28 protein-coding genes are annotated in these 26,724 nt (G+C 64.3%); 12 read left to right on the top strand and 16 right to left on the bottom strand.

Annotated features, from left to right (window positions below; translation table 11 throughout):
• The first annotated feature begins 55 nt into the window (after window positions 1-55).
• The 7 genes from H7F36_RS11025 to H7F36_RS11000 all read left to right on the top strand — a co-directional run bounded on the left by H7F36_RS11025 (window position 56) and on the right by H7F36_RS11000 (window position 6,696).
• The gene (locus H7F36_RS11025; protein ID WP_187054700.1) at window positions 56-2,356 is read left to right on the top strand and encodes an NADP-dependent malic enzyme; all 2,301 of its coding nucleotides are present in this window, start codon (window positions 56-58) and stop codon (window positions 2,354-2,356) included.
• A gap of 93 nt (window positions 2,357-2,449) precedes the next feature.
• Window positions 2,450-3,478 (top strand): ABC transporter substrate-binding protein, encoded by a 1,029-nt coding sequence (locus tag H7F36_RS11020; protein ID WP_187054699.1) that lies wholly within the window; start codon window positions 2,450-2,452, stop codon window positions 3,476-3,478.
• Window positions 3,478-4,344: an ABC transporter ATP-binding protein gene (locus tag H7F36_RS11015; protein WP_187054698.1), complete on the top strand. Its 867-nt coding sequence runs from the start codon at window positions 3,478-3,480 to the stop codon at window positions 4,342-4,344. The genes H7F36_RS11020 and H7F36_RS11015 overlap by 1 nt, the downstream gene beginning before the upstream one ends.
• 5 nt (window positions 4,345-4,349) lie before the next feature.
• Entirely contained in the window at window positions 4,350-5,120 is a 771-nt protein-coding gene (locus H7F36_RS11010; RefSeq protein ID WP_187054916.1) for an ABC transporter permease, read from the top strand.
• Window positions 5,121-5,149: 29 nt separating this feature from the next.
• A complete protein-coding gene (locus H7F36_RS11005; RefSeq protein ID WP_187054697.1) occupies window positions 5,150-5,626 on the top strand; it encodes a nucleoside deaminase in 477 nt (158 codons plus the stop codon).
• A gap of 95 nt (window positions 5,627-5,721) precedes the next feature.
• Entirely contained in the window at window positions 5,722-5,856 is a 135-nt protein-coding gene (locus H7F36_RS22175) for a hypothetical protein (RefSeq protein ID WP_261802580.1), read from the top strand.
• A 9-nt stretch (window positions 5,857-5,865) separates the two neighbouring features.
• Entirely contained in the window at window positions 5,866-6,696 is an 831-nt protein-coding gene (locus tag H7F36_RS11000; protein WP_187054696.1) for an urease accessory protein UreD, read from the top strand.
• Between the two features lie 78 nt (window positions 6,697-6,774).
• Here the strand turns inward: H7F36_RS11000 and H7F36_RS10995 are convergent, their stop codons facing one another.
• Window positions 6,775-7,539 (bottom strand): hypothetical protein, encoded by a 765-nt coding sequence (locus H7F36_RS10995; protein ID WP_187054695.1) that lies wholly within the window; start codon window positions 7,537-7,539, stop codon window positions 6,775-6,777.
• A 155-nt stretch (window positions 7,540-7,694) separates the two neighbouring features.
• On the opposite strand from H7F36_RS10995, the gene H7F36_RS10990 reads away from it, so the two are divergent.
• The 4 genes from H7F36_RS10990 to katG all read left to right on the top strand — a co-directional run bounded on the left by H7F36_RS10990 (window position 7,695) and on the right by katG (window position 12,615).
• Window positions 7,695-8,663, top strand: coding sequence for a DUF3829 domain-containing protein (locus H7F36_RS10990; protein ID WP_187054694.1), 969 nt, complete (start codon window positions 7,695-7,697; stop codon window positions 8,661-8,663).
• Window positions 8,660-9,217 carry a hypothetical protein gene (locus H7F36_RS10985; protein ID WP_187054693.1) on the top strand — a complete coding sequence of 186 codons (558 nt, stop codon included), beginning with the start codon at window positions 8,660-8,662 and terminating at the stop codon, window positions 9,215-9,217. The genes H7F36_RS10990 and H7F36_RS10985 overlap by 4 nt, the downstream gene beginning before the upstream one ends.
• Before the next feature lie 69 nt (window positions 9,218-9,286).
• Window positions 9,287-10,294, top strand: a complete 1,008-nt coding sequence (locus tag H7F36_RS10980) for a succinylglutamate desuccinylase/aspartoacylase family protein (RefSeq protein WP_187054692.1) — start codon at window positions 9,287-9,289, stop codon at window positions 10,292-10,294.
• A gap of 74 nt (window positions 10,295-10,368) precedes the next feature.
• Window positions 10,369-12,615, top strand: a complete 2,247-nt coding sequence (gene katG, locus H7F36_RS10975) for a catalase/peroxidase HPI (protein ID WP_187054691.1) — start codon at window positions 10,369-10,371, stop codon at window positions 12,613-12,615.
• A 19-nt stretch (window positions 12,616-12,634) separates the two neighbouring features.
• Here the strand turns inward: katG and H7F36_RS10970 are convergent, their stop codons facing one another.
• Both H7F36_RS10970 and H7F36_RS10965 read right to left on the bottom strand, forming a co-directional pair.
• Entirely contained in the window at window positions 12,635-12,856 is a 222-nt protein-coding gene (locus H7F36_RS10970) for a hypothetical protein (protein WP_187054690.1), read from the bottom strand.
• Window positions 12,857-12,884: 28 nt separating this feature from the next.
• The gene (locus tag H7F36_RS10965) at window positions 12,885-13,499 is read right to left on the bottom strand and encodes a DUF938 domain-containing protein (RefSeq protein ID WP_187054915.1); all 615 of its coding nucleotides are present in this window, start codon (window positions 13,497-13,499) and stop codon (window positions 12,885-12,887) included.
• 98 nt (window positions 13,500-13,597) lie between these two features.
• On the opposite strand from H7F36_RS10965, the gene H7F36_RS10960 reads away from it, so the two are divergent.
• Window positions 13,598-15,160 (top strand): acyl-CoA synthetase, encoded by a 1,563-nt coding sequence (locus tag H7F36_RS10960; protein ID WP_261802579.1) that lies wholly within the window; start codon window positions 13,598-13,600, stop codon window positions 15,158-15,160.
• Here the strand turns inward: H7F36_RS10960 and H7F36_RS10955 are convergent.
• From H7F36_RS10955 to urtE, 13 genes are all read right to left on the bottom strand, one after another.
• Window positions 15,116-15,919 carry a DUF899 domain-containing protein gene (locus H7F36_RS10955; RefSeq protein WP_187054689.1) on the bottom strand — a complete coding sequence of 268 codons (804 nt, stop codon included), beginning with the start codon at window positions 15,917-15,919 and terminating at the stop codon, window positions 15,116-15,118. The two genes, H7F36_RS10960 and H7F36_RS10955, sit on opposite strands and share 45 nt — an antisense overlap.
• Window positions 15,920-15,963: 44 nt before the next feature.
• On the bottom strand, window positions 15,964-16,638 hold the full coding sequence (locus H7F36_RS10950) for a hypothetical protein (protein ID WP_187054688.1): 675 nt from the start codon (window positions 16,636-16,638) through the stop codon (window positions 15,964-15,966).
• Between the two features lie 46 nt (window positions 16,639-16,684).
• Window positions 16,685-17,941, bottom strand: coding sequence for a helix-turn-helix domain-containing protein (locus tag H7F36_RS10945; RefSeq protein ID WP_187054687.1), 1,257 nt, complete (start codon window positions 17,939-17,941; stop codon window positions 16,685-16,687).
• An 8-nt stretch (window positions 17,942-17,949) separates the two neighbouring features.
• Window positions 17,950-18,450: a GNAT family N-acetyltransferase gene (locus tag H7F36_RS10940; RefSeq protein ID WP_187054686.1), complete on the bottom strand. Its 501-nt coding sequence runs from the start codon at window positions 18,448-18,450 to the stop codon at window positions 17,950-17,952.
• Window positions 18,451-18,560: 110 nt separating this feature from the next.
• Window positions 18,561-19,796, bottom strand: a complete 1,236-nt coding sequence (locus H7F36_RS10935; protein WP_187054685.1) for an MFS transporter — start codon at window positions 19,794-19,796, stop codon at window positions 18,561-18,563.
• A gap of 21 nt (window positions 19,797-19,817) precedes the next feature.
• Entirely contained in the window at window positions 19,818-20,858 is a 1,041-nt protein-coding gene (locus H7F36_RS10930) for a VTT domain-containing protein (RefSeq protein WP_187054684.1), read from the bottom strand.
• A 184-nt stretch (window positions 20,859-21,042) separates the two neighbouring features.
• Window positions 21,043-21,357 carry an SDR family oxidoreductase gene (locus tag H7F36_RS22170; protein ID WP_261802578.1) on the bottom strand — a complete coding sequence of 105 codons (315 nt, stop codon included), beginning with the start codon at window positions 21,355-21,357 and terminating at the stop codon, window positions 21,043-21,045.
• Window positions 21,300-21,725 carry a hypothetical protein gene (locus H7F36_RS22165; RefSeq protein ID WP_261802577.1) on the bottom strand — a complete coding sequence of 142 codons (426 nt, stop codon included), beginning with the start codon at window positions 21,723-21,725 and terminating at the stop codon, window positions 21,300-21,302. The genes H7F36_RS22170 and H7F36_RS22165 overlap by 58 nt, the downstream gene beginning before the upstream one ends.
• A 189-nt stretch (window positions 21,726-21,914) precedes the next feature.
• Complete coding sequence (locus H7F36_RS10920; RefSeq protein ID WP_187054683.1) at window positions 21,915-22,520, bottom strand: chemotaxis protein CheB; 606 nt, start codon at window positions 22,518-22,520, stop codon at window positions 21,915-21,917.
• 54 nt (window positions 22,521-22,574) lie between these two features.
• The gene (locus tag H7F36_RS10915) at window positions 22,575-23,585 is read right to left on the bottom strand and encodes an aldo/keto reductase (RefSeq protein ID WP_187054682.1); all 1,011 of its coding nucleotides are present in this window, start codon (window positions 23,583-23,585) and stop codon (window positions 22,575-22,577) included.
• A gap of 55 nt (window positions 23,586-23,640) precedes the next feature.
• A complete protein-coding gene (locus H7F36_RS10910) occupies window positions 23,641-24,543 on the bottom strand; it encodes a prohibitin family protein (protein WP_187054681.1) in 903 nt (300 codons plus the stop codon).
• A 162-nt stretch (window positions 24,544-24,705) separates the two neighbouring features.
• Window positions 24,706-25,941 carry an MFS transporter gene (locus H7F36_RS10905; RefSeq protein WP_187054680.1) on the bottom strand — a complete coding sequence of 412 codons (1,236 nt, stop codon included), beginning with the start codon at window positions 25,939-25,941 and terminating at the stop codon, window positions 24,706-24,708.
• 89 nt (window positions 25,942-26,030) lie between these two features.
• Complete coding sequence (urtE, locus tag H7F36_RS10900; protein WP_187054679.1) at window positions 26,031-26,723, bottom strand: urea ABC transporter ATP-binding subunit UrtE; 693 nt, start codon at window positions 26,721-26,723, stop codon at window positions 26,031-26,033.
• Between the last annotated feature and the right edge of the window lies 1 nt (window position 26,724).

Below are 26,724 nucleotides of genomic sequence, written 5' to 3'. Positions count from 1 at the left end.
AAACCATGCTTTGCAGTAGCCTGTTTCTTTCGCCCAAAGAACCAGGAGACACTTCATGGCAGCCGACCTTTCCCCCGCAGAACAAGCACTGCGCGACGCCGCACGCGAGTACCACCGCAGCCCTGTGCGCGGCAAGATCTCGATCACGCCGACCAAGCCGCTGCTGAACCAGCGCGACCTGTCGCTGGCCTACTCCCCCGGCGTGGCATACCCATGCCTCGACATCCAGGCCGACCCGTCGCTGGCGGCGGTCTACACATCGCGCGGCAACCTGGTCGGCGTGGTGACCAACGGCACCGCGGTACTGGGACTGGGCAACATCGGTCCGCTCGCCAGCAAGCCGGTGATGGAAGGCAAGGCCTGCCTGTTCAAGAAGTTCGCGGGCATCGACGTGTTCGACATCGAGCTGGCCGAGAACGACCCCGACAAACTGGTCGACATCATCGCGGCACTGGAGCCGACGCTGGGTGGCATCAACCTCGAGGACATCAAGGCGCCCGAGTGCTTCTACATCGAGCGCAAGCTGCGCGAGCGCATGAACATTCCGGTGTTCCACGACGACCAGCATGGCACCGCCATCATCTCCGCTGCGGCGCTCATCAACGGGCTCGAACTCGTCGGCAAGAAGATCGAAGACGTGAAGATCGCCGTGTCGGGTGCGGGTGCGGCAGCCATCGCCTGCCTCGACGTGATGGTCGGCCTGGGTGCCAAGCACAGCAACATCTACGCGGTCGATTCGAAGGGCCTGATCTTCATGGGCCGTGCCGGTGGTTTCGACGATTCGAAGTCGCGCTATGCACAAAAAGACACCGGAGCCCGCACGCTGGCCGACGTCATGAAAAACGCCGACGTGTTCCTCGGCTGCTCGGCGCCCGGCGTGGTCACGCAGGACATGGTCAAGAGCATGGGCAGCCAGCCCATCATCCTGGCGCTGGCCAACCCGGAGCCTGAGATCCGCCCCGAGCTGGCAAAGGCGGTGCGGCCCGACTGCATCATCGCGACGGGCCGCTCGGACTATCCGAACCAGGTCAACAACGTGCTGTGCTTTCCGTATATCTTTCGCGGCGCGCTCGACTGTGGCGCCAGCAAGATCACCGAAGAAATGAAGCTCGCCTGTGTGCGCGAAATCGCCGACTTGACCAAGGCCGACATCAGCGAAGAAGTTGCGACCGCCTATGCGGGGCAGGAGCTGGTGTTCGGGCCCGACTACATCATTCCGAAACCGTTCGATTCGCGGTTGATCCTGCGCATCGCACCGGCCGTCGCCAAGGCCGCAGCCGACTCGGGCGTGGCGCTACGGCCCATCGAAGACCTGGAAGCGTATCGCCAGCACCTCACGCAGTTCGTCTACCAGACCGGCATGTTCATGCGGCCGGTGTTCAGTGCAGCCAAGCTGGCGAAGGCCAAGCGCGTGGCCTATGCAGAAGGCGAAGACGACCGCGTGCTCCGCGCGGCGCAATTGGCAGTCGACGAAGGCCTGGCGCGGCCGGTGCTGATCGGCCGGCCGGCGGTCATCGAGGCGCGTGTCAAGAAGGCCGGGCTGCATCTGAACCTGGAGAAGGACGTCGACATCGTCGACCCCGAAAACGACCCGCGCTTTCGCACCTATTGGGAGGCGTATCACAAGCTCATGGGCCGCCGCGGCATCTCTCCGGAGGCCTCGAAGGCGATGGTGCGCCGCTCCAACACGACCATCGCGGCGTTGATGGTGCATCTGGGCGATGCCGACGCGATGTTGTGCGGCCTGGTCGGTCGCTTCGACAGCCACTTGAAGATCCTCGGCCAGCTGCTCGGAACGCAGCGCGGTGGCCCCGGCTTCGCTACGCTGAACGCGCTGACCCTGGAAAAGCACACCCTCTTCATCGCCGACACCAACGTGCATGAAGATCCGAGCGCCGAGACACTGGCGCAGATCGCCATGATGGCCGCCGAAGAAGTGCGCCGCTTCGGGCTGCCGCCCAAGGTGGCCTTCTTGTCGCATTCGAACTTCGGCACGTCCGAGCGCGGCTCGGCTCGCAAGATGCGCATCGCCCGCGACCTGTTTGCCAAGATGGCGCCCGACATCGAGTGCGACGGCGAGATGCACGGCGACGCCGCCCTGTCTGAAGAAGTGCGCTTTCAGTCGATGCCCGACAGCACCCTCACCGGTTCGGCCAACCTGCTGATCTGCCCGAACCTCGACGCCGCGAACATCCTGTTCAACGTGTTGAAGATGACCGGCGGCAACGGCATCACGGTCGGCCCGATCCTGCTCGGTGCAACCCGCTCGGCGCATGTACTGACGCCGTCGGCGACGGTGCGACGGGTCGTCAACATGACCGCGCTGGCCGTCGCAAACGCCAATATCCAGAAGTAGCCGCGCCACGCAAAAGACGCGAGCGGGTTCGCACCAAGTGCGTGCGGGCACCGTTTTTGCTTGAATCCGGTGCATCACTCACCGGATTCCAGAATGAACAAACGCCAACTGCTCCAGACCTTCCTCTCCGCCTCGGCGCTCAGCTTCGGCCTTGCCGCCGGCGCACAGACGATGACGCCGCTCAAGTTCCAGCTCGACTGGCGCTTCGAGGGCCCGGCGGCGCTCTTTCTTCATCCTGCGGCCAAAGGCTATTTCAAGGCCGCGGGACTTGACGTGGCGGTCGATGCGGGCAACGGCTCGGGCGGCACGGTCACTCGCGTTGCATCGGGTGCTTACGACATGGGCTTTGCCGACATGGCGGCGCTGATGGAGTTTCACGCCAACAACCCCGACGCACCGAACAAACCCATCGCCGTGATGATGGTCTACAACAACACGCCGGCGTCGGTCATGGCGCTCAAGAAAAGCGGCATCACCAAGCCGGCCGACCTGACGGGCAAGAAGCTCGGCGCGCCGGTGTTCGACGCCGGTCGTCGCGCCTTTCCGATCTTCGCCAAGGCCAACAACATCGGCGCGGTGCAATGGACCACCATGGACCCGGCGCTGCGCGAGACCATGCTCATGCGCGGCGACATCGATGCGATCACCGGCTTCACCTTCACCTCGCTGCTCAACCTCGAAGCGCGCGGCGCCAAGGCGGCCGACGTGGTGGTGCTGCCCTATCCCGACTACGGGGTGAAGCTCTATGGCAATGCCATCGTCGTATCCCCAAAGCTGCTGAAAGAAAACCCGGCGGCGGTGAAGGCGTTTCTCGCGGCCTTTGCCAAGGGCATGAAGGAAGTGATCGCGAGCCCGACCGTCGCAATCGAATCGGTGAAGGCGCGTGACGGCATCATTGACAGCAAACTCGAAACGCGTCGCCTGCAGCTCGCCATCGACACCGTCATCAACACGCCCGACGCGCGCACCGAAGGCTTCGGCAACGTGAACCCCGGCCGCATGGCGCTGATGGCATCGCAGGTGTCGGACGCCTTCGCCACCAAGACCCGTGTCAGCCCCGATGCCGTGTGGAACGGGACCATGCTGCCGAGCGCGGCCGAGCTCAACGTCCTGAAGAAGTGATGGCCGGGACTGCGGGTCCGACCGACCAACCGGACGCCCCTTTCGTCGACTTCCAGGACGTCTGGCTCGCCTACAACGAAGAGTTGCTGCGCGCCAATCACTTTGCAGTCGAAGCGATCGACCTCAAGGTGAAGCGCGGCGAGTTCATCGCCATCGTCGGACCTTCGGGCTGCGGCAAGTCGACCTTCATGAAGCTCACGACCGGGCTGCGCATGCCGTCGATGGGCCGCATCCGCATCGACGGTGCGCCGGTGACCGGGCCACTCAAGATTTCGGGCATGGCGTTTCAGGCGCCGTCGCTGCTGCCCTGGCGCACCACGGTCGACAACGTGCTGCTGCCGCTGGAGATCGTCGAGCCCTATCGCTCGTCGTTCAAGCGCAATCGCAAGGAGTACGTCGAGCGCGCCCGCAAGCTGCTGCAAAAGGTCGGCCTCGCGGGCTACGAAGACAAGTTTCCGTGGCAGCTGTCGGGCGGCATGCAGCAACGCGCCAGCATCTGCCGCGCGCTCATTCATGAGCCCAAGATGCTGTTGCTCGACGAACCTTTCGGCGCGCTCGATGCCTTCACCCGCGAAGAACTCTGGTGCATCCTGCGCGACCTCTGGACCGAGCAGCAGTTCAACGTGATCCTGGTGACGCACGACCTGCGCGAGTCGGCTTTTCTGGCCGACACGGTGTATGTGATGAGCAAGAGCCCCGGCCGCTTCGTCGTCAAACGAGAGATCGAATTGCCGCGCCCACGCGAACTCGAACTCACCTACACCAAGGAGTTCACCGACATCGTGCTGGAGCTGCGCAGCCACATCGGCGCCATCCGGAATACAAGCATCAGCGCTGCGGCAACTTCGGCGGCGGTATCGACATGATGATGATGAAAAACAGCAAGCAGATCGAACGCTGGTCGCCGTGGCTTTTGTTGGTGGCGGTGCTGGTGCTGTGGCAAATCATCTGCGACGGCTTCGGCGTTTCCGAGTTCATCTTTCCGAGCCCGTGGCGCATCTGGACGCAATTCTGGGAGTTCAAACTCATCATCGCTGGCCATGCGTGGCGCACTTACTGGGTGACGATGGCGGGCTTCGGGCTGGCGATCGTGGTGGGCGTGCTGCTCGGCTTCGTGGTCGGCAGCTCGCGACTGGCGTATGCGGCGATGTACCCGCTCATGACGGCCTTCAACGCGCTGCCCAAGGCGGCCTTCGTGCCGATCCTTGTCGTGTGGTTCGGCATCGGCGCCGGGCCGGCCATCCTCACCGCGTTCTTGATCAGCTTCTTCCCGATCATGGTCAACATCGCGACCGGCCTCGCCACGCTGGAGCCCGAGCTGGAAGACGTGCTGCGCGTGCTCGGCGCCAAGCGCTGGGACGTGCTGATCAAGATCGGGCTGCCGCGTTCGATGCCGTACTTCTACGCATCGCTCAAGGTGGCAATCACGCTGGCCTTCGTCGGCACCACGGTGTCGGAAATGACGGCTGCCAACGAAGGTATCGGCTACCTGCTGATCTCCGCCGGCTCGGCCATGCAGATGGGCCTGGCTTTCGCCGGGCTGATGGTGGTGGGCGCGATGGCGATGGCGATGTACGAGCTCTTCAGCGTGATTGAAAAGCACACGACCGGCTGGGCGCACCGAGGCTCGCAGGGTGAGTGATCCACGCGTGATCCACGCGTGATCAACGAATGACCGATGAACAGATAGCGCAAGCGTTGCGCCGGGCAGACGCAGTCGCGCGACGCGCCATGGCGATGGGCCGACACCCGTTCGGGGCAGTGCTCATCGCACCCGACGGCGAGACGGTGCTGGCCGAGCAGGGCAACATCGACACGGTCCATCATGCAGAGGCGACGCTGGCGCGCCACGCGGCACGGAACTGGCCCGCGGACTACCTGTGGCAGTGCACGCTGGTCACGACCTTCGAGCCCTGCGCGATGTGTGCGGGCACCGCGTACTGGGCGAACATCGGTCGCATCGTCTACGGCGCCGAAGAAGCCGACCTGCTCGCGCTCACCGGCGACCATCCCGAGAACCCGACCTTGAGCCTGCCGTGCCGCGAGGTGTTCGCACGCGGGCAGAAGGCGGTCGAGGTGATCGGCCCGGTGCCGGCGTTGACCGGCGAGATGATTGCGACGCACCGCGGCTTCTGGGAAACACGCTGACAAGGCGCGCTGGTCGATCAGTCCAGCATGGCCTCGATCTCGGTCCTTCTTTCAAGCGGATCGGAGGCACCCGTGTGTGCTGCCCAGGTGTTTTGGTGTGCGTTTTCCTCGTCGGCACCTTGGGCGAGCCTTGCGTGATGTGCGCGGGCGCCATCGTCTGGTCGGGCATCGGGCCTGCGCTGATCCACGACGCCGCTGCGGCACACGAGGGCCTCGAGTCGGCCCCTTAGACTCGCCGCATGCCGTGGCACGCCCGACTTCATCTCGACTACCAGAACGAACAAAACCGCAGCGTCGCCCGCTTCAGGCACGACGGTCCACTGCGCATCCTGCAGAGCCTGTATCCCGAAGGCGATGCGGTGTGCCATAACGTGCTGGTCCACCCACCCGGCGGACTGGTCGGCGGCGACACGCTCGACATCGACGTCAAGGTCGCAGGCGGCAGTCACGGCCTGATCACGACGCCCGGCGCATCGCGCTTCTATCGCTCCGACGGCGAGTTGGCTTTGCAACGAACGCACCTCTCACTGGCACCGGAGGCACGCCTCGAATGGTTGCCGCTGGAGGCGATCTGCTACAGCGGCTGCCGCGCCGAGAACCACATCACCATCGATGCCGCACCGGGCGCCGAACTCATCGGCTGGGACGTGACCGCCCTCGGCCTGCCGCACGCCAACCTGCCCTTCGACCGCGGCACGCTGCTGCAGCACATCGAAGTGCCGGGCAAGTGGCTGGAGCGCGGGCGCATCGACGCGGCCGACCGGCGGTTGCTCCAGAGCCCCATCGGATTGGCTGGCAACCGCTGCATGGCGTCGCTATTTTTCATCAGTGGTTCACCCATGCCGAAGGCACGGCGCGATACCTTGCTCGACATTGCGCGCGCCTTGAGCGATGCGCACAGCCTCTGCGAATCGGTCGGCACGACCAGTCCGCAGCCGGAGGTGATCGTGCTGCGCGTGCTGGCGCCGGTTGTGGAGCCGGCCATGCAGTTGCTGCGTCAGGTGTGGCTCGCGTGGCGCGCGGAAGTGTGGGCACTGCGAGCGGCGGCGCCCCGGATCTGGGCGATGTAGATAGCTGCGATATTTGCACTGTGGCCATATCCGCTTTTGTCTTGAAGGTGCCGGCCGGCGGGAAGAGTTCAATGTCTTTCATTTGCCATGCGCACCGCCAACGCCCATCGGCAACTGACAAGTCCCGGATTCCGGGCATACGATCATTGGTGCGTCGTTCCGCCAGACTTGCTCTTCCTCCAGCCGTGACGCGATCGAGGGCTCGATGTCGAAGTCGACTCCCAATGCGCGCGCGACATCGATGTTTTCGATTGGAAGTTCCCATGTCAGGAAGACTTGAGTGCAATCCAGATCGGATGCGAAATCGGCTGCATTGAAGCCGCCGCGGTCGCGCCTGATCACCGCGTGCGGCTGGCCCGTATCGAATACCAGCACCGTGCCCCTGACCAGCGGAATGCGATGTCCGCTCACCGGGAAGTGCACGTCGAGCCCCTTGTCCTCGCTCAGGAAGAGATTGCAGAAAGCGGCACCGCCGTACTGCGCGCCGTCGTGGTGGTACCTCGCGCCGCGGCACGCCATCAGCGCGATGTCACTGGTGGCGATGACCTCTTCGAGTCCGATCGCGCGCGTCCAGTCCGATGCCGCCTTAACGCAGTGCTTGTAGTCCGGCCAGCGCGCACGTGCGCGCGTCAAGGGCAAAGGCTCGACATCACCGGGTTCGAGGCCCAGGCGCACAGAGATCTCTCTTTCCCAGTCGGCCATCAACCTCCCTGAAAGCGCAGGCACATCGAGGACGGCCGACAACACGATGTCGCTCACGCTTCGGCTGCGCATCACAAAGCCACCCCGGAAATAGGAAGTAAGGCGAGTTGGATCGCGATGCAAGTGGGTGGCTCGACGCATGGGGTTCAGTGTAGTGAGCGCAGCAAAAGTCAAAAGGCACACCAGATGCACAGGCTCTCTGTGAAACCGTCGACAAAGGCACGTGACTATGGGCAAAAGCAGGTGTGTGCTGTGTAGAGTCCCCGGCTCATACAAAAAGATTCAGGAGGAATTTCATGACGATCATGTCGGTTTCACCACGCGCGTCCGCCGCGCGGCTTTGTGTCTGCCTCGCCTGTGGCGCGGCGACTCTTGCCCTCACCCTTTCTCTCGCTGCCTGCAAGCCCGACGTCGTGCCCAAACTCGCCGGCCTCGTGGTGCCGGAAAAGCAAGAGACCGAGAAACTCAACGCCTATGTGGTCGCCTACAACAAGTTGCTGCCATGGCACGACTTCGGCAACATCCTCAAAGACTATCGCCAGTCCAACCCGAAGATGAATGCCAAGGGCAATCCGCCGCTCGACAGTTACCGGGTGAATGGCAACGATGTCGACGCGCCATTGCAGGCCTTCGACCGGGCGACGGCGATCAGCGAATCACTGCCGGAACTCGACGAACCAGCCACGGCGCTCAAGGCCGCGCTCGAAAGACTGAACCCGCTGCTGAAAGAAGCCGACACCTACGAGAAGACCAAGGAATACCTGAGCGACAAGGGCGTCAAAGCGCGGGCGATGGACGGTCCGTTCGTGGTAGCGCTCATCGCTGCCGGCAAGGCGACCAGCGTGTTCGGCACCGCCCTTTCAAAGCAAACGCTCAAACGCGACGAGGCCGAGTTGGCCTCGCTCCCGCCCGGCACGGTGCGCTTCCACAAGCTCAAGGTGTCGCTCGAAGTGCGCAAGCTCACGATCGCGGTGAAAGCCGGTCTGTCCGACAAGGCGCAAGTCGCAGCCATCGCAGCGCCGCTGCAGGCACTGAGCCTCGCCAACGCAGAACTCGGCACGATGAAGCGCGACCCCAAGGCCAAGCCTGCGTGGGACCCGGTGTGCGAAATGTACAAGTCGTCGGTCGATTCGCTCATGGGTGCGACCCGCACGTTAGCGGGACTCGTCGAGGCCGGCGACGGTCAGGCAATCGCCTCAGCCGCCACTGCATGGTCCAACGCGCGCAACAAGACGGTTGAAGCGTCCAACCAATGCGGGCATTGACCAACATGCCAAATACGCTCTCCCTTCTCTTCTCCCTGGCGATGATCGCCGTCGTTGTCGCCTTGTTCGTCCGAGTCAAAAAGAAACCGGGCAACGCGGAGTCGCCCAGCCCGAAGCCAACAAAGAAGCCAAGCTTTCTCAGCATCGACGACAGCGGCGGCTTCAAGGGAATGCGAACCTGGCCGGATATCGGGCGATGGGCCGCGGTGCTTCCGTTCGCGTTGCTTGGCTTGCTCGCTCTAACCTGGCTTTTGCGGGCCTTCATCGGCGTCTTCCACATCGGGGATGAGGATATGGCGTTCGTGTACTTGCTCCAGCCATTGGGTTCACTCCTGAGCCACCTCGGCTTCGTGCTGGGTGGCTGGGCTGCGGCACCGCGCTGGCGTGTCGCGGTGGCGTGCGTTCTGGGCAGCGGCTTGATCGCACTCGACCTTTTCTTACTGACCAAAGGGCTGTCCGTCCAGGCGCTCACCGGGAGCGTTGCCGGAATCGGGATGGCCGTTTACCAAGCTCGCAAGGCACAGTCGGGCGCTCAAAGAAACATGGCGACATAAGCCCCAGAGGCCGAGCGTCGGCCACTTGCTGCAAGATCGTGCCGTTCGCAATACCTAGGACAAGTCAGCATGCAAGACATCCCCGCTTTCGCGCTCACGGCTCCGGACATCACGCCTTGGCGCGTCGGCAACACCGGCGTCGAAGGCGTCTGGCGCTTCGACAGTGGTGCGCCGGGGCGGCACGTGATGATCTCGGCGCTGGTGCATGGCAACGAACTTTGCGGCGCCTGGGCGCTGAAAGGGCTGCTCGAGGCCGGCGTGCGTCCGCGCCGCGGCCAGCTGACACTGGCGTTGTGCAACCTCGCAGCCTTCGATCGCTTCGACGCAGCGAACCACGACGCATCGCGCTTCGTGGACGAAGACCTGAACCGCCAATGGTCGTCGGAGCGCCTGGCGGAGCCTGTGACCATTGAGCGACGTAGGGCCGCAGCGCTCGAGCCTTTCGTGCGCGAAGCCGACTGGTTGCTCGACCTCCATTCGATGCATGAACCTGGACCGCCATTGACGCTGAGCGGCCTTCAGCCCGCGAACATCGACCTTGCGGTGCAGATGAAAGCCGCCGAGCACATCGTGGTCGACGCAGGGCACAAAGACGGTATTCGCATGCGCGACTATGGCCGCTTCGGCAGTGCTGACGGCGTGGCCGCCGGTGCCCGTTCGCTGTTGGTGGAATGCGGTTTTCATGGCGACCTGCGAAGCCGCGACGTGGCGCAGGATCAGTGCCTGCGCTTTCTGCTGGCATCGGGCATCGTCGACGAAGCCGATGCACAAAATGTGCTGCCGACATGGCGACTGCCCGACGTGGCCAAGCCGTGGATTTTGGAGGTTACCGGTGGCGTCGTCGCACGCGCCGGGGGGGTCGAGTTCGTCAGGCCTTTGAAGGGGCTGGAGGTGATCCCCGCAGCGGGCACCGTGATCGGCATCAACGGTGGCGAGCCAATCTTGACGCCGTATGACGATTGCGTGTTGGTCATGCCTTCGCTGCGGCAGGCACGGGCCGGCGTCACGGTAGTTCGCTTTGCGCATCGGCGACGCATCGCGGCGCAGGACCCGCCCGCTATCACTGGCATTAGGTAGTCCTATTCGCTTCTGCCCAGTTTCTGCGACAGAATTTGCTCCCCACCCGTACTGAAAACCACAGGAGCATCCCCATGAGTGAAAAGAGCGAAGCGAAGTGTCCCTTCAACCAGGCCACCGGCGCCGGCACGACGACCCGTGAATGGTGGCCGAATCAATTGCGCGTGGATCTGCTGCATCAGCACTCGTCAAAGTCAGACCCGCTGGGACCCGACTTCAACTACGCCGAAGAATTCAAGAAGCTGGACCTGACCGCACTGAAGTCGGACCTCACTGCTCTGATGACCGATTCGCAGGACTGGTGGCCAGCCGACTTCGGTCATTACGGCGGCCTCTTCATCCGCATGGCATGGCACAGCGCCGGCACTTACCGCATCGGCGATGGTCGTGGCGGTGCAGCCCGCGGTCAGCAACGTTTCTCGCCCATCAACAGCTGGCCGGACAACGCCAATCTGGACAAGGCGCGCCGCCTGCTCTGGCCTATAAAGCAGAAATACGGCAACCAGATCTCCTGGGCCGATCTGATGATCCTCACGGGCAACGTCGCGTTGGAGAGCATGGGGTTCAAGACCTTCGGTTTCGCCGGTGGCCGCGTGGACGTGTGGGAACCCGATCAGGACGTGTATTGGGGCCGTGAAACCAAGTGGCTGGGTGGCGACATCCGCTATGCACAGGGCTCGCCGGGCGTCGAAAAGACGCACGGTGTCCTGCCCGCAGACGACAACAGCGAAGTACCGCACTCGCGCGTGCTCGAGCAGCCGCTCGGCGCGGTGCAGATGGGCTTGATCTACGTCAACCCCGAAGGCCCGGACGGCAATCCCGACCCGGCCGCCTCTGCCCATGACATCCGCGAAACGTTCAGCCGCATGGCAATGAACGACGAGGAAACCGTGGCATTGAACGCCGGCGGCCACACTTTCGGCAAGACCCATGGTGCAGGCCCCACGGAGCACGTCGGGTTTGAGCCCGAGGGCTCCCACGTCGACGAACAAGGACTCGGCTGGAAGAGCAGCTTTCGCACCGGCAAGGGCGTCGATGCGATCAGCAGCGGCCTCGAAGTCACCTGGTCGACAACGCCGACGAAGTGGAGCAACAGCTACTTCGAAAACCTGTTCGCATACGACTGGGAATTGACGAAGAGCCCTGCAGGTGCGCACCAGTGGACGCCGAAGAACGGCGCCGGTGCCGGCACGATCCCGCACGCGTTCGACTCTTCAAAGCGCCTGTCTCCGATGATGTTGACCACAGACATCGCGATGCGCGCAGACCCGGCCTACGAAAAGATTTCGCGTCGCTTCCTCGCGAACCCCGACCAGTTTGCCGACGCGTTCGCCCGCGCCTGGTTCAAGCTGACGCACCGCGACATGGGACCACGCGTTCGCTACCTCGGTTCCGACGTGCCGGCTGAAGTCTTGATCTGGCAGGACCCGATCCCTGCGCTCGACCACGCCGTGGTCGATGCACAAGACATCGAAACCCTGAAGAAGAAGATCGCGTCGTCGGGCTTGACCAACGCGCAGCTGGTCTCGACCGCCTGGGCGTCGGCTTCGACTTTCCGCGGCTCCGACAAACGCGGCGGTGCGAACGGTGCACGGATTCGGCTGGCCCCGCAGAAGGATTGGGCTGTCAACCAGCCAGACCAGCTGTCGAAGGTTCTGAAAACGCTCGAAGGCATCCAGAGCGAATTCAACGGCGCCCAAAACGGCGGCAAGAAGGTCTCTGTGGCCGACCTGATCGTGCTGGCCGGCGGTGTCGGCGTGGAACAAGCGGCAGACGGCGGCGTCGTCGTGCCCTTCACGCCGGGGCGCATGGACACCACGCAAGAGCAAACCGATGTGGATTCGTTCGCTCAGTTGGAACCGGTAGCCGATGGCTTTCGCAATTACATGAAGGCAGGCTGGGGCGTAAGCGCTGAAGCCATGTTGATCGACCGGTCGCAGTTGCTGATGCTTACGGCGCCCGAAATGACGGTGCTCGTTGGTGGCCTGCGGGTACTCGGCGCCAATACCGGGAACTCGAAGCATGGTGTTCTCACCAGCAAGCCGGGCACGTTGAGCAATGACTTCTTTGTCAACCTGCTCGACATGGGCACGGAGTGGAAATCTGTCGCCGGTGCCGGTGAGCAGTTCGAAGGGCGCGACCGCAAGTCGAGCGAAGTCAAGTGGACCGGCACGCGCGCGGATCTGGTGTTCGGCTCGAACGCGCAGCTGCGCGCTGTCGCCGAAGTCTACGGAAGCTCGGACGGAAAGCAGAAGTTCGTCGCTGACTTCGTGGCGGCATGGACCAAGGTGATGAACCTGGATCGCTTCGACATCGCCTGAGTTCAGCCGCGCAATCGCGTTACCAGAAGCGCCACCACGGAGCCCGCCGTGGCCGCGCGAACGCGAGCGGCGCGCCCAGTGTGCTGACGATGCCCGCGCGACGGCGCAGTTCGCTCTCCAACTCCTGCGCGCGCTCCAGCGCGTAGAAATTACCTTGCGCGGCCTTGCGTCGCTCCATGAACGCGGCCTCTGCCAGGGCGGAGTCGGTCAGGGTTGCAACATCGTTCGAGCGCGGGTCCATGTGCGCATTCTGAAGCACCTCCTCGGTCTCACGCGAGCACGAAGACCAGCAGCAGATTGTTCGCGGGCATCTCGTGCCGCTCACGCAACACGAGGCCGTGGCGCTGGGCCTCTGCCGCGACATCCTTCAAGCGTCGGATTCCCCAGAGCGGATTGCGGGCACGCAAGCTTTCATCGAACGCTCGGTTGCTCGGCGCCGGCGGGCTTTCGTCGAAGTACGGGCCGTACGTGATGAGCATTCCGCCGGAAAGCAGATGCCGCGCTGCCCCTCGCATGAGGCCGGCGCACGCGGCGGGCGGCGCGATGTGCAACATGTTGGCGCAATAGATCGCGTCGAAGCTTTTGGTCAGAGCTGAGCCATGAGACGGCCACTGAGGCGCCGTCACGTCGAGCAGAAGCGGCGGTCGCAGATTGGGCAGCCCGGCGTCCTCGATGCGGCTCGCCAGCGCGGGCAACATGCTGGCGTCGACATCGGTGGGCTGCCACACCCATTCGCGCAGAGCCGACGCGAATGCGGCGACATGCTGGCCCGTTCCGGAAGCAATCTCCAATGCATTGCCGCGCGCTCCCAAGACCCGACTCAGCGCATCGAGGATGGGTTGCTTGTTGCGGTCGGCGGCGGGGCTGTGGGGAAGTTCGATCATGTGCGGCATCTTGCAGCACGGGTTCTGCCTAGGCATTGCCGCTGCCGTTTGCCGATAACGTCGCGCCGGTAAACCCAGAAACTGTCGAGGAGAAGCCCATGCCGCTGTATCTCACGCAAGGACTGCACCGTGCGGTGCAGCAGCATCCCCGGCGGACCGCAACGATCTGCGGACCACGCCAACACAGTTACGCGCAGTACGCAGATCGCGTCGCCAAACTGGCGGGTGCACTGCAGGTACTGGGCATGGCACGCGGCGATCGCGTCGGCATGTTGAGTCTCAACTCCGATCGCTATCTGGAGTTCTACTTCGGTACCTGGTGGGGTGGCGGTGCGGTCAATCCGGTCAACATCCGATGGAGCGCAGCCGAGATCGCCTATTCGCTGGACGATTGCGAAACCCGCATCCTGCTGGTCGACGAGCAGTTCAAAGCGGTGGGGCTCGATCTGCGCAGTAGAAGCAAGGTGCTGCAGACGCTGGTCTACGTCGGCGATGGCGAGACGCCCGAAGGCATGCTCGACTACGAAGCCATCGTGGCGGCCGCAGCCCCTGTTCCCGACGCCGCTCGCAGTGGCCAGGATCTCGCCGGCGTGATGTACACCGGGGGCACCACCGGATTTCCCAAAGGCGTGATGCTCACGCACGACAGCCTGTGTGCCAACGCGTTGTCGGCACTCGGCGAAGGTCTCACCGAAGCGAGCGGCCGCGCTTTGCTGATCGCGCCCATGTTCCACATCGCCTGTGCGGCGCTGATGCTCGCCCATGCGGCCGCCGGCGGCACCTTCATCATCGCCCCGATGTTCACTCCGCTGGGCACGCTGCAGGTCATCCAGGCGCAACGCGTGACGCACCTGATGCTCGTGCCCACCATGATCCAGCTGGCCACCGACCATCCGGACGCGGCGCAGTACGACCTGAGCACTGTGAAGGTGATGAGCTATGGCGGGTCGGTCATCAGCGAAGGCGTGCTGCAGCGGGCAATGAAGCGCTTTCCCGGTGCCGACTTCGTCCAGGCCTATGGCATGACCGAGCTGTCGCCCTGCGCGACGTATCTCAGCTTTGCGGATCACAAGAGCGAAGCGGCACAGACCGGCCTGCTGCGATCGGCCGGCCGCGCGTCACTCACGACCGAGGTGCGCGTGGTCGACCCGCTGGGCGTCGAGGTGCCGCGCGGCACTGTCGGCGAGGTGGCGGTGCGTGGTGCCAACGTGATGCTCGGCTACTGGAACAAACCGGAGCAAACCGCCGCCGCGTTGCGCGATGGCTGGATGCATACCGGCGACGGTGGCCGCATGGACGACGACGGCTACCTCTACATCGTCGACCGCATGAAGGACATGATCGTGAGCGGCGGCGAGAACGTGTATTCGGCCGAGGTCGAGAACGCCCTCAGCCAGCACCCCGCTGTGGCCGCATGCGCCGTGATCGGCATTCCCAGCGACGAGTGGGGCGAGTCGGTGCACGCGGTGGTGGTGTGCAAACCGGGCGCCAGCGCGACGACAAAGCAACTGGCGGACCATTGCCGCCAACTGATCGCCGGCTACAAGTGCCCGCGCAGCACGGAGTTTCGCGATGCGCTGCCGATGACGGGCGCTGGGAAGATTCTGAAGACAGAGCTACGGAAGCCCTATTGGGAAGGCCGGACTCGCGAAGTCAATTGACGTCGCCGTCGTCGGTACCTTCTGTGCCGGCTCGTAGCGATCGTGGTGCCGCACCCATTCCATCTTGTAGGGCACGTCACGCTCGGCTCGGCCCAGCGGCATGAGATCGAGCATGTGGTAGGTGCCCATCATGACTTCCACCCCGCGGCCATACGTCGAATAGGTGCGAAAGACCTGACCGGAATCGTCTTTGTAGAAGGCACTGATGCCGGGCGCTTCTGCGCCTGGAAACGAAGTCATGTGGAAGTTGTAGTCGACCTCGCCCCTGGCCAGCGCGTCGGGCCTGAAGCTGACACCGAAGTCGTAGTTGAAGTCACTGCCGTTGGACGACACCCACTTGAACTTCCAGCCCATGCGCTCACGAAAGCGTTCGATCTGGGAGAGCGGTGCGCGTGACACAGCGACCATCGTGACGTCGCGGTGCGCCAGGTGCAGGGTCATGCCGTCGGTGTGGTCTGCCATGAAGGAGCAGCTCGGGCAGCCTTGCTCCCAACCGGGACCCAACATGAAGTGCTGCACCAGCAACTGGCTGCGGCTCTCGAACAGTTCAGACAGCGTGCGACGGCCTTCGGACGCATCGAACACGTAGTTGTTTTCGACGCGTTGCCACGGCAGCGAACGGCGGTCACGCGCGAGTTGGTCCTGCATCCGCATCAACTCCTTTTCGCGCACGAGCAGCGCCTGGCGCGCGCTTAGCCAGCGCTCGTTCGACACGACGGAATGGTTCAGGCCCTTCGCTTCATCGACGGCGGTGTTCATGATGTGCTCCTTGATTGATTGAATCGTTTCGATCGTCGGCCCGATCAGGCCCGTTGCTTCGGGCGTCGCACGGCGCGGACCTTTCCGCTGTCTCCGCCGCCGCAATAGAAGAGGTCGGCGCCATCGGACTCGAGTCCGCTGACACCGGTGCCGCTCGGCATCGCGAGCCGATCCAGCACGGTGCCGCTTTGCGGATCGATGCGGCGCAGTTCGCTCTCTTCGGCTTCCCAGGTGCCGTGCCAGAGTTCGCCGTCGACCCAGGTCACGCCGGTGACGAAGCGGTTCGACTCGATCGATCGGATCACTGCGCCCGTTTCCGGATTGATCTGATGGATCTTGCGGTCGCGGTATTGGCCGACCCACAAGCTGCCTTCGGCCCAGGTGAGCCCTGAATCACTGCCGCTGCCGGGCGCCGGGATCGACGCCACGACCGCGCCCGTCTTCGGGTCGATCTTGTCGATGCGCGTCTCGGCGATTTGATAGAGATGCGTGCCGTCGAACGCGGTGCCGGCGTCGCAGGGGCGGTCGAGCGTGCGTGCAATGGCACCGTTCGACGGGTCGAAGGCGACCAGCAAGGCGCCGGTGGCGGCCCACACGTTGTGGCCGTCGTGGGTCACGCCGTGCACCTTGTCGGAACCGACGAACGGCCCGTACTCACCGACGATTTCTGCCGGGCGAACCTTGGCCGCCGGTCTCTCTTTGCTCACATTGCTATTCATCTCTGACTCCTTTCAGCGCGCTGAAATCGGCGCCGTGGAGACAACTTTATTGAATCCGCAGCGCAGCGGGGAGTAACAAGATCGTCGTGAATCCGGTCAGCGGCGGCGCCAGCCAGCGGCGCGCCCGCGCCTGGCCGATGGCGCGCACCCTGCCCTCGGCTTCGAGCTCGGCCAGCGCGCGCTGCACGGTGCGCTGGCTGGCGCCTAAAGCCAGCGCAAGTGCTGACGTCGACCATGCCGCGCCATCGGACAGCAACGCCACCAGCGACGCCTGGTCGCCATCGATGGGCGGTGCCAGCACGGCAACCTCGCGCGCGCCCTGTGGTCGAAGCGCGAAGCCGCGCGCCGTGGCCTCGATCTGCGTCGATGCGCTCACCAGCGCGCGCAGACGGCCGATCTCGACCCGCAACCGCGCGCGGTGCGTCTCGTCGGGGCGCCGAATGCGAAACGCGCTGGCGATCAGAGCTTCGCGGTTCACCTCGCCGGGCCATGCTTCAGCCAGCGCACGCAGCAGCACGAACAGCACCGGCCGGCTGGCCAGTGGCAGCCACGCATCGCCCGCCTGCAGTCCGCGGCGGCAGGCGTCGACCACCAGGGCGTTCGAGGCGAACAGCGCTGCGACCTGGTCGAGCCGCAGTGTCAGTTCGATGCCGGCGACAACGCGCCGCGCGGCCGGACGGTCGAACCCAGCTTGCGCCTCCGCGACCTCGGCCATCAGCGCAGGCACGCGGGCACGCGCGGCCGCTTCTTGCGCGCGCCCGAGCGCCGCATGCGCCTGCGCCACCCGCAGCGAACGCAGCGCCAGCTCGGCCGCTGTCAGTTCTGCCACCGCTGCGACAGCCGCAAAAGGCGACGGCAAAGCGCGCACGTCGAGCTGTGCCAACGCGTCCGCAGCCTCGTCGAGACGACCGAGCAACAGCAATCTGCGCGCCACGATCAAGCGTGCCTGCAGCGCGTTGCCAAGATCGGTCGTATCGGCGCGATCGGCTCTCGCCTCCAGGGTGGTCGCCGCCGCAGCCAGCGAGCGCAAAGACGGGAAAGAGCTGCCAAGGTCGCGCATCGCCAGCGCCACCTCCGCCTCGGCGACGATGCAACGAGCGCGTGCCGCTTCTTCATGCGTGCCGAAGCCACGCGCCGCGCGTCGCAACAGTTCGCGGGCGCGGGGGTAATCGCCGAGTTGTGCCATCGCGATGCCGCGCAGCGCCAATGCCGGCGGATCGTCGCGCAGGGCCACCCGCTTGAGGGCGCCGAGCGCGTCACCGGCAGCGAGCGAGCGCGCAGAGGCGGCTATGAGGGAGTCCATACCAACCGTTATCCGACATACGCAAAAACGGCGAAATCGAGTCCGTTCAAGCCGAACCTGCCGACCTCTCGCATGCCCATTTTTTCGTGAGAACGAAGCGACGCGACATTGTCGCCACGAATGAACAGAACGCCTTCGCGCCCCGGCTCCAGGCGTCGCAGCTCAGAGAACATCGCTGCCGCGAGGCCCTTGCCGCGCTCTTCCTGCGCCACGCAGACCGGACCGTAGACATACGCATTTGCCGCACCCGGATAGGCATTGAACATTGCCTGTACGACCGGCAGATCGGCATTGATCTCGCGCGGTGCCGCCATGAGAAAGCCGGTGATGCGGTGCGCGCACCGCACGACGATCATCGGCATGCTTTGCATCATCGCCTCGATGCGGGAGCGCGCAATTTCAGCCGACAACATGCCACCGAGCGAGGTTTGATTGGACGCCTGCAACGCCACGATTCCATCGAGGTCTGCCGCTGTCGCTGTGCCGATTCGCATTGCGATTTCAGTCATGCGTCGCGGACGAATGGGGAAATCGACGGTTCCGGCGTTTGGCCGACAAACGGGACCCGCTTCATATCGTGCGCTCCAGTGATCAGGACGGCGTCAGTATGACGCTCAGATCAAGCCGCCGCCAGCATCCGACGACTGCGAAATTCGGTCGCATACAGCAGCGCCGCCGCAAAGATGAAGCCGCCACCCAGAAGACACAGCGCCGTCCATCCGTGAAAGGCGTACACCGCTGCTGCGAGGCCCGACGCCACGGCGGCGCAAAGGAAAATGAACGTCATGAAGAGGCCGTTCAAACGGCCGCGCAGTTCCGGCGCCAGCATGAAGATGCTCCGGATGCTGAGCACCTGGCAAAGCTGCACCGCACCGTCGAGCAACACGGCAGACGCCACCAGTCCTGCGAGCGAGTGGTAGTGCACCGACACGGCGCCGATCATGAAGGACAGCAGCCCCACCGCGATGGCCCAGCCAGTGGCAGGACGCATCAAGCCGCGGTCGGCCAGACGGCCCGACCAGGGGGCGGCCAATGCACCTGCGGCACCGGCAAGTGCGAAGGCGGCGATGCCGCCCTGCCCCATGCCGAACTCATGCACCAGGGCCAGCGGCACGGCAGTCCAGAAGGTCTGGAAAGCCGCGAACATCATCCCCTGGTAGAACGCCCGGCGCCGCAGCAACGGCGTGCGCCACACGATCCCAGGCAAGGACGCCATGGTGCGCCTGTATCCGACCGACCCATGCGGATGGCGTTCCGGCAACGCACGCCACAGCACGACGATGAGCGCGGCCATGACCACAGCGGAAATCCAGAACACAGCGCGCCAACCGAAGCCCGCCGCGACCAGGCTGGAGAACGGCCGCGCCAGCATGATGCCGGCCAGCAACCCCGCCATGATGTTGCCGACCACCTTGCCACGCGTGGCCTCCGGCGCCAGGTGGGAAGCGAATGGAACGAGCACCTGCGCTGCCACGGCGCATAGGCCGACCACGAAAGATCCCGCCAGGAAAGTAACGGCCGAATTGGACAACGCGATGCCGCCCAAGCCGACCACCACTACCGAAAGCATGCAGCAGATGAGGCGCCGGTTCTCGATGACGTCGGCCAGCGGCACCAGCAGCAACAGGCCGCTGCCGAAGCCGAGTTGGATCAACGTCATGATCAGCCCGGCCAGGCCCGCGTGCAGGCCGAGGCTGGCGGAGATCGGACCGAGCAACGGCTGCGCGTAGTAGATGTTGGCAACGCACAAACCGCAGGCGACGGCAAAGACGAAGGTCAGGCCGGTGGTGAGTCCTTGGGGTGGGGACGAATCGACGACCGACGGTTTGGCGAGCGGGGCTGTCGGTAAGGGCACGAGCGAGTGTCTTGGAGCGATTCAGAGATTGACGCCGGGCAGGACAGTGGCGTCTGCAATGGCGTTTGCAATGGCGCCCGCGGTGGCGTCCGGCGCACCGGCCTTGCGTTCCACCGTCGCTATCGCGTGCAACGACGTCGGCCGGCCCGCCGCCACCCACGCATCGAGTCCTCCCGCCAGTGGCCGGGCGCGCGGCACGCCTTGCGCGGCCAGCGCGCCCGCTGCCAGGGCAGCCGAAACGTCATTCGGACAATCGCAATAGAGAACCACATCGCGCGCACCATCGAATGCATTTGCGGTGCGGCGACGCTGGATGTCTTTGAGGCTCAAGGGCAGTGCGCCGGGAATGCGGCGCGGGTCGATCTGAATGCTCGCGTTGCCGCGCACGTCGATGACCAGCGGTGGCGTTTCGGTGCCCATCAAGTCATACAACTCGTTCACCGCGATGCGCGGCATGCGGGTCAGTTGAATGAAGCGCCGCCGTCGCTCGTATCGAACCGCCAGTGTCGCGAGCACCGCACCCACCACCACGAGGGTCGCGACGCCGCCGGCATCGGCCAGGCCATTCAACACGCTCTGCACACTGTCGCGGAAGGCGTAGCCCAAACCAAGAAACACGCCTGCCCAAACCAATGCAGCACCGACTTCGAACAGCACGAAGCGCGAGGACGACATGCCGAGCGCACCTGCCATCGGCGGTGCCACGACCGACACGCCGGGCACGAACTTGGCCGCCAGCAGCGACAAGCCGCCCCAGCGCGTGATGAGCGATTCGCTGCGGCGTACGCATGAATCCGGCGACAGCGAGATGCGGCACAGCAGCCGCATGAAGCGATGACCGTAGCGACGGCCCGCATAGAACCAGGCCCCGTCGCCGATCAGGTTGCCGAGCACGGCGACCAGCAGCGCGCCTGGCAGCGACACCTGGCCGATGGACACCAGTGCGCCGGCCACCACCAGCACCGGCGCGGCCGGCACCGGCAAGCCGAGACGGGCGGCCACGCTGACCCCGAAGATCAGGGCGAGCGCGTTCTCGATCATGAGCGTCATCAGTTGCGCCATGGCAACTCCCGCGCCCGCGCGCTGATGTGATCGAGGAGAGGGGCAAAGCGCTGCATGTCGCCAAGATTTTGCGGCAGAAGCGAAGAACGTTCAGCGCGAAGGAAATTGCTTGCTGCTGCGGCAGCCACCGCGGCCTCGGCATCGGTCCCGAGCTGGGCGACCCGGATGGCATCGGGTCAGCGCGTCATCGAATCGCCCAACCCCCGGCAACGGGAAATACCTGGCCTACGAAGCACGCCGCTGCTTTGCTGCACAGGTAAGCGGCGAACTCGGCGTCCTCCCTCGCGGTGACGAGTCTGCCGAGCGGCACCTCACGCTTCATGAACTCCTGGAAGCGTGGCTTGGCCTGGACCTCGACCGGGTAGTACGTCGGGTTCTCCACAAAATTCTGGGCAATCGCGTTGATCTGCACGTTGTGCTGAGCGGCCTCGAGGGCCGCACTCAGGACGTACCCGATCTGGGCCGCGCGGGCCGCGCCGTACGTCGCCGTGCGGCGCATTCCGCGCAAAGCCGTCGCGCTGCCCATGACGAGAATGCGTCCCGCCTGCGCTCGATCATCGAAGGCAGCACGGCCCGCACCAGCCGCGGCAGCGGATCGACCAGCGCTGCAAAAGTAGCGCGCCATTCATCGTCGCTGATGGAAACCACTTCGGTAGACGGTGACGGAACGGCCAGATTCGCAATCAACACATCGACGCGTCCGGCAGCCGTGACGACAGCGGCGGGCGCGGTCGGGTCGATCAGCGATTCCCGACTCGCGATGACGTCCGCACCGTGCTCGGCCAGGACTTCGCACAACGTCGGCCCCATGAAGTCGTCCGCCTGCGTCACCAGAATTCGCAAACCGCCAAGCAGGGTGTCGGGCATTTTTGTCTTTACGAAACAGATTGATGAGCATGATTGTCAGCGCCGAGACTATGCGGCCTCTTTAATCGAATCGGGCAGTGCGGAGGGCGCCACGCTGAAGCCGATGGTATTGATGCCATCGACGCTGGTCTCGCTCTCCATCCCACCGTGCATGCGCGCGACGGCGGTTAACTGACTGCTCCGACAGTTTCAGCCGGCGCGGCCCGTCGGGCTCACCAGCGACAGCAGCAGTTTGGGTATTTCGTCGAGCAGCACGCAGAAGTCGGTGTGATTCGACAGCAAGGCACTGGTCGGCATGCCGCGCGCGGTGGCGTCCGATGGACTCTGCACGATGCAGATGCCGCCTTCCCTATGGATGGCTTTCAGGCCGGCGGTGCCGTCGTCTTCGGTGCCACTGAGCACGATGCCGATGACGCGGCGCCCGTAGGAAGCGGCCGCCGAGCGGAACAACGGGTCGGCTGCCGGTGCCGGGTAGCGCACCTTGGCCGCGTCGTACGAGTCGAAGCGGCCGGTGGGCAGGACGACGATGTGATGACCTTGGGGTGCCAGATAGATGCTGCCAGGATGAAATTCTTCGCCATCGACCGCATCGAGCACCGGCAATCGCGTGTGCTGGGCCACGATGGCAGGCAGCTGTGTGCTGTCGTTGGCGCCGGAACCCGCGGCCGATCCGTTGTAGATCGCGACGACGATGGCCGCGGGAAAGTTGGCGGCCAACGGCACCACGAAGCGGCACAGTGCGCTCAAACCGCCCACCGAGCCGCCGATCACGATGAGATCACGACCGACTGACATGCTCGCTCCCGTGAAGGAGAACGCCGTTATTTTTCCCGGCTTGGTACCGCGGTGTCAACGGGGTGCATCGCCCTTGCGGTAGTCGGCTGTCAGCTCGTCCAGTTTCAGTTTGAGTGCGGGGTCGAGCTTGTACTCGGCCGCAGCCAGCGTGGCGTCGAGCTGCTCGGGCCGACTGGCGCCGAGCAACGGCGCGGTGATGAGCGGATTGGCCATCACCCATGCCACCGCCAGTGTCGCCAACGGCACGCTGGCTTCGTCGGCCAGCGCATGCAGCTGCGCGATCGTCGCAAAGCTGCGATCGTTCCAGTAGCGGTCCTGGTACATCGCGCCGGCCGTGCCGAGCGTGAAGCGCGTTTGGTCTTCGGGCTTCGAATCCGGTTTGTACTTGCCCGTCAGCATGCCGCCAGCCAGCGGGTTGTACGGAATGACGCCGATGCCGTCTTCGTCCGCCAGCGGCAGCAACTCGCGTTCGATTTCGCGGAACAGCAGGCTGTAGCGCGGCTGCACCGACACCAGCTTGGTGAGCTTGTGCAGTTCGGTCCGGCCGATGGCGCGCGCCAGTCGATAAGCCAGAAAGTTCGACACGCCGATGTAGCGCGCACGGCCCGACCGCACGATGGTGTCGAGCGCTTCGAGGCTTTCGTCGAGCGGGGTGTGCGGGTCGTTGTGATGGAGCTGGTACAGGTCGACGTGATCGGTCTGCAAACGCTTGAGCGAAAGGTCGATCGCGTCCAGCAGGTGCTTGCGCGAGTTGCCCTGGTCCCACGGATTGGGTCCGACCTTGTTCGCCGCCTTCGTCGCAAGGATGAACTCGCTGCGCCGGCTTTTGCCCTTGGCGTTCAGCCAGCGGCCGATGATCTCTTCGGTGCGGCCCGCCGTCTCGACAGTGCCGCCGAGCGGGTACACGTCGGCCGTGTCGAGGAAGTTGATGCCACCTTCGGTCGCCTTGTCGAGGATGCGAAACGACGTCGCTTCATCGGTCTGCAGGCCGAAGGTCATGGTGCCGAGCGCGAGTCGCGACACGGTGAGGCCGGTGCGGCCGAGTCGGGTGGTGGGGATGCTCATACGGTCATGATAGACACGGCGGGTGAAACGCGTTGACGGCAGCGAGGTGAGTGGCCTACCTCGAAGACTTTTCGAGATTCAAGAACGGGATCGGCGCTCCGGCGTAGATGCTCGTGGGCAACGCCCCGTTCCACTTGCGCGCCTTTTCCAACTCGACCTCGATTCGACGAAGTTCGAGCACGTCCTTGTTTTGCGCCAGTGCCGCGTTCTGGATCTTCAGCGAGTCCGCCTGTGCCGTCGCGATCTTGAGCTGTGCATAGGCTTCACCGTCTGCTGTTTTCCTTGCGGCGTCAGCCTCGGCCTCGGCCACCGCGACCTTCTGCTTTTGTTCGGACTCCACCGTCTTGAGCTTGTTGTCCGCCGCCTGCCGCAATTGTTCCTGCGTGACCTTCTCGTTGATCGCCGCCATGTACGACGGACTGAAGCTGAAGTTGCGCATGTCGATGCTGATGATCTGCGCGCCGAACACTTTCATTTTGTCGCGCAGCAGGGCGCTGATGTCGTTGCTGACGCTGGAACGCTTCGCGATCAGATCGGTTGCCGTGTAGCGCGCGGTGACGGCCTTGAACACTTCGGCCGTCGCAGTCTGCACATAACTCGCCAAGTTACCGTCATGGCTGTACTTTTCGTACACCTCCGTGACGCGGTCCAGGCTGATCGAATAGCGCACGGTCAGGCTGACATTGACCGGTTGCGTATCCAGCGTGCTGCCTTCGGCCTTTTCGACGTCGGCCTGTTCGGCTCGAATGTTGAAGTCCACCTTCTTTTCCCATGGCCAGAGCAGCACGTACCCTTCTTCCTTCAGGCTCTTGATGGCGCCGCCGACCGTGATGACGCCACGGTAACCGGTTGGCACGCTCGTGAGTGGCCAGAAGGCGACCAGCATGACCAATGCGATGACTGCGATGACCGAGTTGCGGATGTGGCTCCGCTGGATGCCTGTGGTGTCGATATTCATGGCTGAAATTCCTCCTGAGTCTTTTGTTTGAGTGACCAGCGAAGGTACCCAAGACTTTTCACTTCAGTCGCTGCAGAAGCCGAGGTTCCGCGAATTTGTGCCGCATTTCGCTACGGAACCAAAAGCGGCCAGTCACCGCGGGCCACCATCGAAGCAGCGGAATCAGCGTGTCATCTGGCGGGCCAGCGCCATCCGAGTATCGGCCCGCGCACTGGTGATCGACCACGCGAACACACCCATGCCCGCGAATGCGAGCAAGACGCCGACCCAGCCGGTCGAGGTCCAGCCCAGGCCGGCGCTGATCGCCGCGCCGCCAAGCCACGCGCCGAGGGCGTTGGCCATATTAAAAGCCGAGTGGTTGAGCGCAGCCGCCAGCGTCTGCGCGTCACCCGCCACGTCCATCAGCCGGATCTGCAAGGCCGGTGCGATGGCGACGATGGTGCCCAGCAGGAAGACATTGATGGCCGCTGTGACGACGTGGTGCGCCGCAAAAGAGAACAGCGCCAGCACCAGCGCCGACCAAACCAAGAGACCGCCGATGGTGCGCAGCAACGACTTGTCGGCAAGCCGCGCGCCCACCAGGTTGCCGGCCACCATGCCCAGGCCGAACAACGCCAGCACGAAGGGCACGCCGGCCAGCGGCAACCCCGCCACTTCGATCAACGTCGGCTTGATGTAGCTGAACACCGAGAACATGCCGCCGAAGCCGATGGCACCGATGCCGAGCGTGAACCACACTTGCTTGCGCTTGAGTGCACCCAGTTCGCGCCACGGGCTGGCACCGGCTTTAGGTGCGATGTCGGGGATGTCGCGGTTCAGCAGCACGATGGCGATCAAAGCGATCACGCCGACGAAGACGAAGGCAGCGCGCCATCCGAACACCTGCCCGAGCCACGCCGCGATCGGCACGCCGATCAGCGTGGCGCCCGTCAGCCCGAGCATCACGAGACCGACTGCGCGCGCGCGTCGATCGGGCGGTGCAAGTGCGGCGGCCACCAGTGCGGCGACGCCGAAGTAGGTTCCGTGCGGCAGGCCTGTAGCGAAGCGCAACAGGTTGAGCGAGAGGTAGCCCGGCGCGAGCGCGCTGGCGAAGTTGCCGGCTGCGAACACCGCCATCAGCGCGATGAGCAGCGCCCGGCGATGCCAGCCCGCAGCCATCACGGCCAATACCGGCGCACCGATGACGACGCCCAACGCATAGGCGCTGATGACGTGTCCGGCTTGCGGAATGCTGACCCCGATGTCGGCTGCCACTTCAGGCAGCAAACCCATGATGACGAATTCACCCGTGCCGATAGCGAAGCCGCCCACGCCGAGCGCGAGCATGGCGCGGCCGAAGTTGACGTTGGACGGTGCAGTGGTTTCCGCCTCGGTAGAGGCAGCAACAGAGGAATTCAAAACCGGATCCTTGGAAGGCCCGGCGACCCGCGGGCTAGGCTGGATTTTAGGGTAAACCCCTAAATCCCTGTCCAAGCCCGAGACACCCCCTAGATCGCAACCAGCTGGCGCACGCCCTGCGCTTCCATGTCCTTGCCCAGACCGCGCGCGATGACTCCGCCTCGCTCCATCACGAGGTAGTCGTCGGCCAGCTCCTGCGCGAAGTCGTAGTACTGCTCGCACAGCACGATCGCCATGTCGCCGCGGTCGGCCAGCATGCGAATGACACGACCGATGTCCTTGATGATCGACGGCTGGATGCCCTCGGTCGGCTCGTCGAGGATGAGCAGCTTCGGTCCCGGTGCGAGTGCCCGCGCGATGGCGAGTTGCTGCTGCTGACCACCGGAAAGATCGCCGCCGCGTCGATGCAGCATCTGCTTGAGGACGGGAAAAAGCTCGTACAGCTCAGGCGGAATCGGCGTGCTGCCGCTCCTGTAGGCCAGCCCCATGCGCAAGTTTTCTTCGACCGTCAAACGCGCAAAAATCTCGCGACCTTGCGGCACGAAGCCCATGCCCGAACGCGCGCGCTCGTAAGGTGTCTTCTTCTGGATCGCCTGCCCGTCGAACTCCATGCTGCCACTCTTGATCGGCACCAGGCCAATCAACGACTTGAGCAAGGTCGTCTTGCCGACGCCGTTGCGACCGAGCAGCACGGTGACCTTGCCGAGCGTTGCCGTGAAGCTCACGTCGCGCAGGATGTGCGAACCGCCGTAGTACTGGTGAATGTTCTTGACTGTGAGCATG

The organism is Variovorax sp. PAMC28562, assembly GCF_014303735.1.
Taxonomy (GTDB): domain Bacteria; phylum Pseudomonadota; class Gammaproteobacteria; order Burkholderiales; family Burkholderiaceae_C; genus Variovorax.
This window is presented reverse-complemented; position numbering and strand designations above follow the sequence as displayed.